General features: G+C 68.5%; 10 protein-coding genes and 2 pseudogenes. 5 read left to right on the plus strand and 7 right to left on the minus strand.

Annotated features, from left to right (window positions below; all coding sequences use genetic code 11):
* The 3 genes from mutS to VSO01S_RS23380 all read left to right on the plus strand — a co-directional run.
* Positions 1–1,496, plus strand: a 1,496-nt coding sequence (gene mutS, locus VSO01S_RS23370; protein ID WP_153305393.1) for a DNA mismatch repair protein MutS, incomplete at its 5' end; no start/stop codon positions are given.
* 47 nt (positions 1,497–1,543) lie between these two features.
* The gene (locus VSO01S_RS23375) at positions 1,544–2,371 is read left to right on the plus strand and encodes a proteasome-type protease (RefSeq protein ID WP_068645186.1); all 828 of its coding nucleotides are present in this window, start codon (positions 1,544–1,546) and stop codon (positions 2,369–2,371) included.
* A gap of 35 nt (positions 2,372–2,406) precedes the next feature.
* Positions 2,407–3,207 (plus strand): alpha/beta hydrolase, encoded by an 801-nt coding sequence (locus VSO01S_RS23380; RefSeq protein ID WP_068645187.1) that lies wholly within the window; start codon positions 2,407–2,409, stop codon positions 3,205–3,207.
* A gap of 19 nt (positions 3,208–3,226) precedes the next feature.
* On the opposite strand, the pseudogene VSO01S_RS28185 reads toward VSO01S_RS23380, so the two are convergent.
* Positions 3,227–3,604: pseudogene (locus tag VSO01S_RS28185) on the minus strand (porin); the annotation flags it as partial.
* A gap of 133 nt (positions 3,605–3,737) precedes the next feature.
* Positions 3,738–4,247 (minus strand): annotated as a pseudogene (locus tag VSO01S_RS28290) (porin); the annotation flags it as partial.
* Positions 4,248–4,345: 98 nt separating this feature from the next.
* Here VSO01S_RS28290 and VSO01S_RS23395 point away from each other — a divergent pair.
* Positions 4,346–5,569, plus strand: a complete 1,224-nt coding sequence (locus tag VSO01S_RS23395; protein WP_068645190.1) for a cytochrome c biogenesis protein DipZ — start codon at positions 4,346–4,348, stop codon at positions 5,567–5,569.
* A gap of 9 nt (positions 5,570–5,578) precedes the next feature.
* Here VSO01S_RS23395 and VSO01S_RS23400 read toward each other — a convergent pair whose 3' ends face one another.
* Both VSO01S_RS23400 and VSO01S_RS23405 read right to left on the minus strand, forming a co-directional pair.
* The gene (locus VSO01S_RS23400) at positions 5,579–6,403 is read right to left on the minus strand and encodes an undecaprenyl-diphosphate phosphatase (protein ID WP_068645191.1); all 825 of its coding nucleotides are present in this window, start codon (positions 6,401–6,403) and stop codon (positions 5,579–5,581) included.
* Between the two features lie 141 nt (positions 6,404–6,544).
* Positions 6,545–6,745 carry a hypothetical protein gene (locus VSO01S_RS23405; RefSeq protein WP_068645192.1) on the minus strand — a complete coding sequence of 67 codons (201 nt, stop codon included), beginning with the start codon at positions 6,743–6,745 and terminating at the stop codon, positions 6,545–6,547.
* Between the two features lie 252 nt (positions 6,746–6,997).
* Between VSO01S_RS23405 and VSO01S_RS23410 the strand changes: the two genes are divergently transcribed.
* Positions 6,998–7,771 (plus strand): hypothetical protein, encoded by a 774-nt coding sequence (locus VSO01S_RS23410; protein WP_068645193.1) that lies wholly within the window; start codon positions 6,998–7,000, stop codon positions 7,769–7,771.
* A 29-nt stretch (positions 7,772–7,800) separates the two neighbouring features.
* Here the strand turns inward: VSO01S_RS23410 and VSO01S_RS23415 are convergent, their stop codons facing one another.
* The 3 genes from VSO01S_RS23415 to VSO01S_RS23425 form a co-directional block, all read right to left on the minus strand.
* Positions 7,801–9,255, minus strand: a complete 1,455-nt coding sequence (locus tag VSO01S_RS23415) for an efflux transporter outer membrane subunit (protein ID WP_153305394.1) — start codon at positions 9,253–9,255, stop codon at positions 7,801–7,803.
* Between the two features lie 17 nt (positions 9,256–9,272).
* On the minus strand, positions 9,273–12,530 hold the full coding sequence (locus VSO01S_RS23420) for an efflux RND transporter permease subunit (protein WP_068645195.1): 3,258 nt from the start codon (positions 12,528–12,530) through the stop codon (positions 9,273–9,275).
* Positions 12,527–13,968, minus strand: a 1,442-nt coding sequence (locus VSO01S_RS23425) for an efflux RND transporter permease subunit (protein ID WP_174544765.1), incomplete at its 5' end; no start/stop codon positions are given. The genes VSO01S_RS23425 and VSO01S_RS23420, both read right to left, overlap by 4 nt.

A 13,968-nucleotide genomic window follows, 5' to 3' on the forward strand; every position in this document is an offset into this window, starting at 1 on the left:
TGGTGGCCCTGGGCCTGGCGCTGCAGAAGGCGCGCACGCTGGCCCCGCTGCTGCCGCCCGGCGCGGCGCTGCTGCAGCACATTGCACAGGACCTGTCGCCGCCCGAGGGCTGCGCCGAGCTGCTGGCCCGTGCGCTGAAGGCCGAGCCCTCGGCCCTGGTGCGCGACGGCGGCGTGATCGCAGAAGGCTTCGACGCCGAGCTCGACGAGCTGCGCGCCATCGGCGAGAACTGCGACGCCTTCCTGCTGGAGCTGGAAGTGCGCGAACGCGAGCGCACCGGCATCGCCAACCTGCGAGTGCAGTTCAACCGCGTGCACGGCTTCTACATCGAGGTGACGCAAAGCGCGCTGTCCAAGGTGCCCGACGACTACCGCCGCCGCCAGACGCTGAAGAACGCCGAGCGCTTCATCACGCCCGAACTCAAGGCCTTCGAGGACAAGGCCCTGTCGGCGCAGGACCGCGCCCTCGCGCGCGAGAAGTGGCTGTACGACCAGCTGCTCGACGCGCTGCAGCCCCATGTGCAGCCGCTCACCGGCGTGGCCTTCGCCATTGCGTCGCTCGACGCGCTGTGCGCGCTGGCCGAGCGGGCGCACACGCTGAACTGGAACGCGCCCGAATTCGTGGCGCACCCGTGCATCGAGATCGTGCAGGGCCGCCACCCGGTGGTGGAGGCGCGCCTGGCGGAGAAATCGGCCGGCAGCTTCATCGCCAACGACACGCGCCTGTCGCCGCAGCAGCGCATGCAGGTCATCACCGGCCCCAACATGGGCGGCAAGTCGACCTACATGCGGCAGATCGCCATCATCGTGCTGCTGGCCTCCATGGGCTCGTACGTGCCGGCGGCCGAATGCCGGCTGGGGCCCATCGACGCGATCCACACCCGCATCGGCGCGGCCGACGACCTGGCCAACGCGCAGTCCACCTTCATGCTGGAGATGACCGAGGCGGCGCAGATCCTGCACAGCGCGACGGCCCAGTCCCTGGTGCTCATGGATGAGATCGGCCGCGGCACCAGCACCTTCGACGGGCTGGCGCTGGCCGCCGGCATCGCAGCCTATCTGCACGACCGCTCGCGCGCCTTCACCCTCTTTGCCACGCACTACTTCGAGCTGACGGAATTTCCGGCCGACCACCGGCAGGCGGTGAACATGCATGTGAGCGCCACCGAGGCCGGGCGCGACATCGTCTTCCTGCACGAAATGGAGGCCGGCCCTGCCAGCCGCAGCTACGGCATCCAGGTGGCGCGCCTGGCCGGCATGCCGGCGGCGGTGGTCAACCACGCCCAGAAGGCGCTGGGCGCGCTGGAGGCGCAGCAGAACGAATCGCGGGCGCAGGTGGACCTGTTCGCACCGCCGCCGCAGGAAGAAGCGGCCGCACCCAGCGCCGTAGAATCGGCACTGGCTGCGCTCGACCCCGATGCGATGAGCCCCAGGGAGGCGCTGGACGCGCTCTACGCCTTGCAGAAGCTGCGCCGACGCGAGCAGCAACAGCCATAGCAGTGAAACCGGCCAACAACCCACTCCAACAACAAAGCACCAGCCCCATGACGTACTGCGTAGGCATCAAACTCAACGCCGGCCTGGTGTTCCTGTCGGATTCGCGCACCAATGCGGGCGTGGACCACATCAGCACCTTCCGCAAGATGATCGTCTACGAGCAGCCGGGCGACCGCTTCATGGTGCTGCTGTCGGCGGGCAACCTGAGCATTTCGCAGTCGGTGCGCGAGATCCTGCAGATCGAAGAGCTGCGCGAGACCGAGGACAGCCCGCCCATCACCATCTGGAACGCGCCCAGCATGTTCGATGCGGCCCGCGTGCTGGGCTCGGCGGTGCGCCACGTCTACGAGCGCGACGCAGCCTCGCTCAAGCAGGCCGGGCTGGACTTCAACGTCTCCTTCATCTTCGGCGGGCAGGTCAAGGGCGAGGGCATGCGCCTCTTCCTGGTCTACTCGGCCGGCAACTTCATCGAGGCCACCACCGAGACGCCCTACTTCCAGGTGGGCGAATCCAAGTACGGCAAGCCGGTGCTCGACCGCGTGCTCACGCCCGACACGCCGCTGGAAGAAGCCGCCAAGTGCGCGCTGGTGTCGATGGACTCGACCATGAAGTCCAACCTCTCGGTCGGCCTGCCGCTGGACCTGGTGGTGTACGAGGCCAACGCCCTGCAGACCGACCGCGTGATCTGCATCGACGCCGAGAACCCGTACTACCGCATGCTCCACAACAGCTGGGGCCAGAAGCTGCGCGAAGTGTTCGACAGCATCGAGGACCCGGTGTGGGACGAGAGCTTCACCCAGCACCCGCTGCGCATGCCGGCCGCGCGCCACGGCGCCCTGCGCAAGATCTCGACGCCCGACGAAAAACTGATCTAGCGGGAACACGGCAGCGCTTGCCGTGTCCTTCTTTCATGCCTCCTATCGTTTTCTCCCACGGGAACAGCTTTCCCGCCAGCACCTATCGCGTGATGCTCGACAGCCTGCGCAACCGCGGCTTCGACGTCCATGCCATCGAGAAGTTCGGGCACGACCCGAAGTACCCCGTCACCGACAACTGGCCGCACCTGGTGCAGCAGCTGGCCGACTTCGCGCGCGAGCGCGCCGACTTTGCCGGCGGCCCGGTGTTCCTGGTGGGCCATTCGCTGGGCGGTTTCCTCAGCCTGATGTGCGCCGCGCGGCATCCCGAGCTGGCGCGCGGCGTGGTGCTGATCGATTCGCCCATCCTGGGCGGCTGGCGCGCCGGCGCCCTGGAGCTGACCAAGCGCACGCCGCTCATGAAGAGCATCACGCCCGGCACCATCAGCCGCAAGCGCAAGAATGTCTGGGAGCACCGCGAGGCGGTGTTCGAGCATTTCCGCAGCAAGAAGGCCTTTGCCAACTGGGACGAGCGCGTGCTGCGCGACTACGTCGAGCACGGCACCTTCGACGCCGAGGATTCGCGCCTCCTGAGCTTCGACCGCGACGTGGAAACCGCCATCTACGAGACGCTGCCGCACAACCTGAGCGGGCTGCTGCGCAAGCATCCGCTCAAGTGCAAGGCCGCCTTCATCGGCGGGCGCCAGTCGGTGGAAATGAAGCGCGTGGGCCTGACCATGACGCAGCAGGTCACCAAGGGACGCATGACGATGCTCGACGGCACGCACCTCTTTCCGATGGAAAAGCCGATCGCCACCGCGGCGGCGGTCGAGGCGGCGCTGCGCAACCTGCTGTAGCCACGCCGGCCTGCGCAGCTCAAAAGCTGTGCGCCATGCCCACGCCGTACATGCTGCCCGTGTCCTGCGGATAGCGCTTGCTGGCGGCGTCCACGTACACGCTGGTGCGCTTGGAGAAGGCATAGGCCACGCCGGCGCCGATGGTGCGCTGCGCGTCCACGCCGTCCAGGTCCATGCGGCCCCAGCCGCCGCGCAGGGTGAAGCGGCCCAGCACGTACTGCACGCTCAGCGTCACCACCTTGGCGACGGAGCCGAAGGCCTCGCTGCGGTCCCACGCGCCGAACGCGGTGAAATCGCCCAGGCTGCCGCGCAGGCCGACGAAGGTGTCGGTGTTGCCCAGGCTGTTCTGCTCCCGCGCCAGCATGGCGCCCAGGTACTCGCCGCCGTAGGTGATCGAGGCGCCCCAGGGCTGCGGGCTGCCGCAGGTCGCCCGGGTCGGTGCCGGGACTGCCGGGCGGCAGGCCGCGCACGTCCTCGTTGGCGGCCGTGCTCAGGTGAATGGAGAAGCCGGCAAGGGTCGGCGAGTCGTAGAACACGCCGTTGTTCAGCCGGCCGTATTCCGGCGTGCCGGCGTTGCCGCGCGGGTCCGACGGATAGTTGTAGTGCCAGATGTCCCAGGCCGGCGACGCGATGCGGTCGTAGTTGCCCCAGGCGTCGAACTGCCAGTCCTGGCTGTACATCGCATCCAGCGCACGGCCCAGCCGGATGCTGCCCAGCGCGCCCTTCAGGCCCACCGTGGACTCGCCATGGAAGAAGGGCTTGTTGGTCTGCTCCAGCTGGCCCGTGTCGGTCTCGAAGCGCATGTTCAGCGCAAAGGTGGCCGCCAGCCCGCCGCCCAGGTCCTCCTGGCCGGTGAATGCGAGGTTGCTGCGCTGGATGGGGCCCAGCTGCCACGTCTTGTTCGTGTCGCGGTACAGGCCGATGTCGATCAGGCCGCCGATTTGCAGGCTGGATTGAGCCATCGCGCCCGCTGCGCCGGTGCAGAAAAGGAGCGCGACCAAGGTGGGGCGCAAGTACATCGGTTTTCTCCCCGTTTTCATTTGAATGTGCAGCAGGAGGTGTCGATCACCGTAACCAGGCCGGCCGTCGGCACGAACTAGCACGCATCTGCCATGCCCTGCTGCCAACGGAGGCCCCCATGCTGATCGCCCTGCTCGCTTTTCTGGCCGGCGTGCTCACCATCCTGTCGCCCTGCATTCTGCCGGTCATTCCGTTCGTCTTCACGCGCTCCGGACGGCCCTTCATGCGCAACGGCCTGCCCCTGCTGGCCGGCATGGCGCTGACCTTCGCGGCGGTGGCCTCGCTGGGGGCCGTGGCCGGCGCCTGGGCGGCACGCATCAACGACTACGGGCGCTGGCTGGCGCTGGGTGTACTGGGGTTTGCCGGACTGATGCTGCTCGTGCCGTCCCTGTCTGACTGGATGGCGCGCCCGCTCGTGGCGCTGGGCACACGGTTGTCTGCCAACACCCACCCATCCGGCTCGCCCCGCAGCGCCCTGGTTCTGGGTGCGGCCACCGGCCTGCTCTGGGCGCCATGCGCGGGGCCCGTGCTGGGCGTCATCCTCAGCGGCGCGATGTTCGAAGGCCCCACGCTGCGTACCTTCTTGCTGCTGCTGAGCTACGGACTGGGCGCCGCGACCTCGCTCGCCGTCGTGCTGTGCGTCGGCGACCGTGTGCTCTCCCGCCTGCGCGCCTTCGCCTCGGCCAATGCGGCCGTGCACCGCGGACTGGGCGCCGCCGTGCTGGCATCGGTGGCCGCCATCGCGCTGGGCCTGGATACCGGCGCACTGGCACGCCTGTCGCAGCAGGCAGGTGCCTCGCGCGTCGAGCAACGACTCGTCTCTCCGGCCCTGCACAAGATGCAGATGCGCGAGCCAACGCGGCTGGACCTTCCGGTCGAAGGCGTTCTGCCCGGCTTCGACGGCGCCGTCGAATGGATCAACTCGCCGCCGCTGTCCGTGCAGCAGTTGCGCGGCAAGGTCGTGCTGGTGGATATCTGGACTTTCGGCTGCTACAACTGCCGCAACGCGCTGCCCTACGTGCGCGACTGGTACCGCAAGTACAAGGACCAGGGGCTCGTCGTGGTGGGGGTGCACTCGCCGGAATTCGCCTACGAGAAGAACATCGGCAACGTGAAGCGCGCCGTCCAGGAACTCGGCATCGAGTTCCCCGTGGCGGTGGACAACAACTTCGCCATCTGGCGGGCCTTCAACAACCGCTACTGGCCCGCCCACTACTTCATCGATGCGCAAGGGCGCATCCGCTTCCATCACTTCGGCGAAGGCGAATACGAAAGATCCGAGCGGGTCATCCAGCAGTTGCTGGAAGAAGCCCGCCAGGGGGGCGCCAAGGGCGGCGCGTAGCGGTTTGCTTCAGTCGGCCCACACCACGGCGCCGCTCCAGGCCGTGGCCAGCACCACGATGCCGAACGCGATGCGATACCAGGCGAAGGGAATGAAGTCGTGCGTTGAGATGTAGCGCAGCAGCCAGCGCACGCATAGCCAGGCGCTGATGAACGAGAACACCAGCCCGACCAGGAACATCGGCAGGTCGGCCATGGACAGCAGCGCCCGCTCCTTGTAGAGGCTGTAGGCGCCGGCGCCGATGAGCGTGGGCATGGCCAAAAAGAAGGAGAACTCGGTGGCCGCCTTGCGTGACAGGCCCAGCAGCATGCCGCCGATGATGGTGGCGCCCGAGCGGCTGGTGCCGGGGATCATGGCAAAGCACTGCACCAGGCCGACCTTGAGCGCGTCCCAGGGCGTCATGTCGTCCACGTTCTCGACGCGCACCGAGCCGGGCGGGCGCTTTTCGGCCCAGAGGATCACGAAGCCGCCGACGATGAAGGTCGCCGCCACCACGGCTGGGGTGAACAGGTGTTCCTGGATGGCCTTGCCGAACAGCAGGCCCAGCACCACGGCAGGGAAGAAGGCGATGAGCACGTTCAGCACAAAGCGCCGTGCCTTGGCCTGGCGCGGCAGCGCCACCACGGTGGCATGGATCTTCTGCCAGTACACCAGGATCACCGCGAAGATCGCGCCGGTCTGGATGGCGATGTCGAAGACCTTGGCCTTGTTGTCGTCGAAACCCAGCAGCGAGCCCGCGAGGATCAGGTGGCCGGTGGATGAAATGGGGAGGAATTCCGTGAGGCCCTCCACGATGCCCATCACCGCGGCCTTGACCAGCAATACCAGATCCAACGTGCGCTCCTTGGCTTGACTTGAAAGAGCCTGGATTATCGCCAGCAGCCGCGCTGCGCCGTGACTGGCGCCAGCGACGATCTGGATGGATGAACGAGCGGAGTGCTACCGGAAGGCGGGCGCAACGAGCGCGCCGGTCGATCAGCGCGCCCTGCTCAGAAGCGTGGGGACGAGGTAGCCGTTGCGGTACACGCCCTCGATCACACCGTCGACCGAATCGCCTGGCCGGGCCGTCACGAACTTGGATTCGGCGGTCTTGTAGACCACGATGGTGCACGCCGAAAACTTGCTGAGGGTTCGGGCAACGCCGGTTGCCTGACGGACGGTGGGATAGGTGTTCATGGTGGCCCTGTCTCTTCTGGGTCGGACTGTAGATGGAAAGCATTCTTTCCTGGCAACGCCCGGTCCGGCATGGCGTGACAAATTCCACGGCACTGTCACTCAAATGTCTCATGCCCTGCCTTGCCACCCAGGCGCCTCATGGTTAGCCCGAATGTGCCGTTTAGTTCACACTTTTTTAGTAAATCCTCTTGCCGACTTCCCCCAAAGCCCCGTCCATTTGCAAAATTATGTGAACACTTTCGGGGTACATCAATGAACCAACAACAATCCGGCCTTGCCTTCGCCACACTCGGCATCGCCTCTCTCGCCGTGGCGGGGTCCTGCCTCGTCTACATCGAAGCCCTCGGCAGCCTGAGCTATCTCGGCGCCACCCTGGCCGTTTTCCTGGCGATGCTGTGCGCCACCCGGTTCTCCGCGCTGCACCGGGCGGCGGTCGCCACCCGCCCCCAACCCGCCGCGAAACCGGTGGCCAAGGCCCGGCGCGACGCCTCCCGCGCACGGGCGCGGGAAGACTCGGAAGACGAAGTGATCGAATCGCGAATGGCCGCCCTGCACGCCGCGGTGGATGTCGAAGATGCGCCTTCCACCCTGCCCCCTCAGCACTTCGAGGCGGCGTCCTTCTTCGCGCCTCCCGAGATCGCGCCCGGGTCGTCCTCGGTGGTGGTGACCGAGGAACCGCTCGACCCGGCCCTGGCCCGGCAGTTCGCCGAGTTCCGGCCGGAGCTGGCCGTGCAGATGGAGGCGCCGAATCCCGTGACGCTGCGCCAGATGGACGACATCCGCGCCCAGATCGCCCGCCTGCGCGAAGAGTCCCGGGTGCGGCATGCCGCCAACGCGGCCCGCGTCCGGCCGTTGGCCGCACGTCCGGCGCTGGCGCACCCCATGGTGCCGGATGGATCGGAGCAGCCGGATTCGGCTTCCGGCGCCGATCCGTTCGCGCGCACCGAGTTCTCGGGCCTTCCCGATGCGCAGGGCGCCAACTTCGCCCGCACGGAATTCCTGGCACCGCTCCAACTGCCCCGCTGACGCCAGGCGCCGGATGCCGGGCCGCGAACTCAGTTCGCGCTGCTTTCTCCGCGACTGCCCTGCGCCATCCACTGCGCCTGCCATCCGCCGCCCAGGGCCTGGATCAGGCCGATGGCCGCCAGTTGCTGCGCCACCTGCAGCTGCAGCACATTGCGGCGCGCATTCAAGGCCGAGGCCTGGGCCACCACCACCTCGGTATAGCCCACCTGGCCCGCCCGGTAGCGGTTGATGATCTGCTGCTCCGTCCTGTCTGCCGCCTGCGAGGCAATCACGTACTGCTGCAGCTGCTGCTCCAGGCTGGCCGCGGCGCTGAGCTGGTCCTCCACCGCCTGGAAAGCGGCGAGCACCGTCTGCCGGTAGCGCGCAATGGCCGCGTCCCGCGAGGCGCTGGCCTGGTCCACGCGCGCGCCGATGGCGCCGGCGTCGAACACCACCTGCGCCACCGACAGGCCCAGCGACCACAGCGTGTTCGAGGCATTGAACAGGTCGGACACACGCGTGCTCGAGCGGCCCAGCGAAGCATCGATGCTGAAACTGGGGAAGTACGCCGAGCGGGCAATGCCGATCTGCGAATTGGCCACCGACACGTCGCGCTCGGCCGCGGCGATGTCGGGACGGCGCTGCAAGAGTTCGGACGGCACGCCGCTGGGAATGCGCGGCACCACCGGCGTCCAGGCCACCGGCGGAACCGAGAAGCCCGAGGGCGGCACGCCGGTCAGCACCGCGATGGCGTGCTCCAGCGCGGCGCGCGTGCGCACCGTGGCCGCATGCTGCGCGCGCGTGTTGGCCAGCAGCGTCTCGGCCTGCAGCACGTCGCTTTGCGCGGCAATGCCCGCCTCGTAGCGGTTGCGCGTGATGGTCAGCGAGCGCTCGTAGCCCTCGATGGTGCTGGCCAGCACGCCCAGTTCGGCATCGGCCTCGCGCAGCGAGAAGTAGTTGATGGCCAGCTCGCCCAGCATCGACAGGCGCGCCGAGGCCAGGTCGGCCTCGCTGGCCTGCGCCGTGGCCTGCGCGCTGCTCACGGATTCGCGCAGGCGCCCCCACAGGTCGGGCTCCCACGAAGCGCCCAATGCCACGTTGGCGCTGCCGCTGGTGCTGCCCGGCGTGCGCTCGCCGCTGCGGCGCGCGCTGCCGGTGAGAGCGACGGTGGGAAAGAGGGCCGCGCGCTGCTCGCGCACCGCGGCTTGCGCCTGTGCGTAGTTGGCCACCGCCGCCGCGATGTTCTGGTTGGACAGCTGCACCCGCGCGGCCAGTTCGTTCAGGCCTTGGTCGTTGAAGAGCTTCCACCATTCGCCCCGCTCCAGCGCATCGGCCGGCACCGCGGGCGACCAGCCCTCGGCCACCGGTGCCTCCTTCCACGTGGCTGGCGCGGGCGTCTCGGGCCGCTCGTAGGCCGGGCCGACGGCACAGCCGGCCAGCAGTGCCAGCGCGGCCACGGCCACCGTGCTGCGGACAAGGGAGGAATGCAAGCGGTTCTTCTTCATGGACAGGCGGTTGAAGGTCATGCCGAAGCGGCCTGTTCGGCGGCGCCGGCGCGGCTGAGCGCACGCTCGTCGCTGCTTTGGCGGCGCAGCTTGTCGAGCAGCACGTAGACCACGGGCGTGGTCAGCAGGGTCAGGAGCTGGCAGGCCAGCAGCCCGCCGATGATGGCCACGCCCAGCGGCTGGCGCAGCTCGGAGCCGAGGCCGAAGCCGATGGCCAGCGGCAGCGCGCCCAGCATGGCGGCCATGGTGGTCATGAGGATCGGGCGCAGGCGCAGCAGGCAGGCCTCGCGCACCGCCTGCGCCGCCGTGAGGCCGCGCGCGCGCTGCGCGTCCAGCGCAAAGTCGATGATCAGGATCGCGTTCTTCTTGACGATGCCGATCAGCAGGAACAGGCCGATCAGCGCGATGACCGACAGCTCCATGCGGAAGATCATCAGCGCCAGCACGGCGCCCACGCCGGCCGAGGGCAGCGTGCTGAGCACCGTCACCGGATGGATGAGGCTTTCGTAAAGAATGCCCAGCACGATGTAGATCACCACCACCGCCGCAAGGATCAGCACGGCCTGCTGCGCGCTGGTGTCGCCGGCGGCGCGCGCGGTGCCTTCGAAGCTGCCGCGCACGTTGATGGGCATGGCGATGTCGGCCTCGGCCTGCCGCACGGCGCGCTTGGCATCTTCCAGCGTCACGCCGGCCGGCAGGTTGAACGACACGGTGCTGGCCAGCTCGGTCCCCTGGTGGCTGATGGAGCTGGGCACCGCCCGCTCGGCCAGCCGCGCGAAGGTGGACAGCGGCACCAGCGCGGTGGTGCTGGTGGCCAGGGCCTGCCCGGCCGACGAGGCGCGCGAGCCCGGGTTGGCCGAGGTGGCCGTGGAGGTGCCGGTGTTCGCATCGGTCTTGTTCTCGACCGAGCTGAGCACCGTCTGGCCGGCCGCATTCGTGGTGCTGTTGAGCGTGGAGGGCACGTACAGGTCGGCCAGCACCACCGGCGAGGGCTGGAAGCGCGGCGCCCATTCCATGATCACCGAGTACTGGTTGCGGTCGTTGTAGATGGTGGCCACCGAGCGCTGTCCGAAGGCGTTGTACAGCGCGCTGTTGAGCGCCGTGGTGTTCACGCCCAGGCGCGCGGCCTGGTCGCGGTCCACCTGCACGTAGGTCTCCACGCCGTTGTCGCTGCTTTCGCCGTCCACGTCGGCCAGTTGCGGGTAGGCCGCCATGCGCTCGGCCAGCCTGGCCGACCAGGTGCGCAGGTCCGCCAGGTTGTCGCTCCTGAGCGTGTACTGGTAGGTGGAGTTGCTCTGCCGCCCGCCCATGCGCAGGTCCTGCACCGGGCCCAGGAAGATGCGCAGGCCCGGGATCTGGTTGAGTTGCGGTCGCAGCCGGTCGATCACCTGCTGCGTTTTTACGTCGCGCTGGCCCACCGGCTTGAGGTTGACGAACATGAAGCCGCCGCCGGCACGCGAGCCGCCCGCAAAGCCCACCACCGTGTCGATGGCCGGGTCGGCATGGATGATCTTCACCGCCTGCTCGAGCTTTTCGGTGAGCTTGGCCGAGGAGATGCTCTGGTCGGCCCGGATGCCGGCAATCATCTGCCCGTTGTCCTGCTGCGGGAAGTAGCCCTTGGGAATGGCGGCGAAGAGTACGAAGTTGAGCACCACCACGACCACCAGCGTGAGCATGACCAGCGCCTTGTGCGCCAGCGCCCAGTCCAGGCTCACCGCGTAGGTGCGCAGCACCTTCTCCCAGCCGCGTTCGGCGGCGCGGCCCAGGCGCCCGGGCGGGTGGTGCCGATAGTGACTCTCGGCGCGCAGCAGCGCGGCGCACATCATCGGCGTGGTGGTGAGCGAGACCACCAGCGAGATCAGCACCGCCGCCGACAGCGTGATAGCGAATTCGGAGAACAGGCGCCCCACCTGCCCGCCCATGAACAAGAGCGGAATGAACACCGCCACCAGCGACAGGCTGATGGACAGCACCGTGAAGCCCACCTCGCGCGCGCCCTTGAGCGCCGCCTCCATGCGGCCCATGCCGGCCTCGATGTGGCGCTGGATGTTCTCCAGCACCACAATCGCATCGTCCACCACGAAGCCGGTCGCCACGGTGAGCGCCATCAGGCTGAGGTTGTTGAGCGAGAAGTGCAGCAGGTGCATCACGCCGAAGGTGGCCATCAGCGACACCACCGTGGCCACCGCCGGAATGACGGTGGCCCGCGCGCGCCGCAGGAACAGGCCCACCACCAGCACCACCAGGCCGACCGAGATGATCAGCGTGGCCTCCACCTCGCGCAGCGAGGCGCGGATGGAGTTGGTGCGGTCGGACGCCACCTGCACCGCGATGTCCGCCGGCAGCTGGGCGCGCAGCTCGGGCAGCAGCGCGCGCACGCTGTCCACCGTCTCGATGATGTTGGCGCCCGGCTGCTGCGTGACCAGCACCACCACCGCCGGCGCGCCGTTGAACAGGCCCACGGTGCGCGTGTTCTCCACGCCGTCTTCCACCCGCGCCACGTCGCGCAGCCGCACTGCGGCATTGTTGCGCCAGGCGATGACCAGGTCGCGGTAGTCGGCCGCGCGCAGGCCCGGCGCGGGCGTGTAGATCTGCAGGCGCCGGTCGCCGCTCTGGATCTCGCCCTTGGGGCGGTTGGCGTTGTTGGCCTGGATGGCGGCGCGCACGTCTTCCGTGCTGATGCCGAATCGGTTGAGCGAATAGGGCTCCAGCTCGATGCGCACCGCCGGCAGCGAGCCGCCGCCGATCTCCACGTCGCCCACGCCTTCCACCTGCGACAGGCGCTGGCTCACGATGTTGGAGACCGCGTCGTAGATCTGCCCCGGCGTGCGCGTCTTGGAGGTGAGCGCCAGGATGATCACCGGCGAGGCCGCCGGGTTCACCTTGCGGTAGGTCGGGTTGCTGCGCAGCGTGGAAGGCAGGTCCACCCGCGCGGCATTGATGGCGGCCTGCACCTCGCGCGCGGCCGAGTCGATGTTGCGGGACAGGTCGAACTGCAGCGTGACGCGGGTCGTGCCGTTGGAGCTGCTCGAGGTGATCTCGTTCACGCCGGGGATCGCGCCCAGGTAGCGCTCCAGCGGCGTGGCCACGCTGGAGGCCATGGTGCTGGGGCTGGCGCCGGCGATGGTGGCGCTGACGGAAATGGTGGGGTAGTCCACCTGCGGCAGCGGCGCCACCGGCAGCACGAAGAAGGCCATCATGCCCGCCAGTGCCAGGCCGATGGTCAGCAGCACCGTGGCGATGGGGCGCTGGACAAACGGCCGCGAGAGATTCACGCCGGCTCCCCTTCGTCCTGCGCAGGGCGCGCGGGACGCAGACGCTGGCCGAGGCGGTCGAAGGCGAGGTAGATCACCGGCGTGGTGTAGAGCGTGAGCGCCTGCGACAGCACCAGCCCGCCGAAGATGGCCAGGCCCAACGGCCGGCGCAGCTCCGCGCCCTCGCCCCAGCCGAACATCAGCGGCAGCGCCGCACCCAGCGCCGCCAGCGTGGTCATCATGATCGGGCGGAAGCGCAGCAGCGCGGCCTGGTGGATGGCCTGCTGCGGACCCATGCCCTGGTTTCTCTCGGCATCGATGGCGAAGTCGATCATCATGATCGCGTTCTTCTTCACGATGCCGATGAGAAGGATGATGCCGATGATGCCGATCACGCCCAGGTCGTTGCCGCTGACCATGAGCGCCAGCAGCGCGCCCACGCCGGCAGACGGCAGCGTGCTGAGGATGGTGAGCGGGTGCACGTAGCTCTCGTACAGCACGCCCAGCACGATGTAGACGCACACCACCGCCGCCAGGATCAGGTAGAGCTGGCTGGTGAGCGATTTCTCATAAGCGCCGGCCGCCCCCAGAAAGCGCAGCGTCATGCTGGGCGGCAGCCCGATCTCCTGCGCCGCCTTGCGGATCTGGCTGACCGAGCGGCCCAGCGCCACGCCGGGCGCGGTGTCGAAGCCCACGGTGGCGGCCGGGTACTGCGCCACGCGGGTGATCTGCAGCGGCGCCGGCTGCTCGCGCACGGTGGCGAAGGACGACAGGGGCGTGGTCGCGCCGCTGCCTGTCTTGAACTGCAGCGAGCTCAGGCCTTCCACGGACGCGAGGCCGCCGCGCTGCGCCTCCAGGATCACGCGGTACTGGTTGGTCTCGGTGAAGATGGTGGAGACGATGCGCTGGCCGAAGGCGCTGTAGATCGCGTCGTCCACCGCGCTGGCGGTGATGGAGAGGCGCGAGGCGGTGTTGCGGTCGATGTCCACGTAGGCGGCCAGGCCCTGCGCGCCCGCGTCGGTGGTGGCGTTGCGCACCCACGGCTGCAAGTCCTGCGCCTGCAGCTTGGCGACCAGCCGGTTGGCCCAGGTGTTCACCTGCTCGGTGTCCGCCCCTTCGATCGACACGCGGTACTCGGTGGGGCCGGTCTCCGCGTCGATGGTCAGGTCCTGCGTGGGCTGCATGTAGAGCGTGACGCCCGCCACCTGCTTCTGGACTTCGTCCTTCAGGCGCTGCATCAGTTCCTGCTGGCTGCCATGGCCGCGCTCGAAGTTGACCAGCATGGTGCCGGTGTTGAGCATGGTGTTGTTGGCCGCGTCCACGCCCACCACCGCGCTCAGGGCGCGCACCGCCGGATCGGCCAGCACCACCTGCGCCACCGACTGCTGCAGTTGCGCCATGCGTGCGTACGACACGTCCTGCGCCGCCTCCACCCGCACCCGCAGCTGGCCGGTGTCCT

Source organism: Variovorax soli NBRC 106424, assembly GCF_001591385.1.
Lineage (GTDB): Bacteria > Pseudomonadota > Gammaproteobacteria > Burkholderiales > Burkholderiaceae_C > Variovorax > Variovorax soli.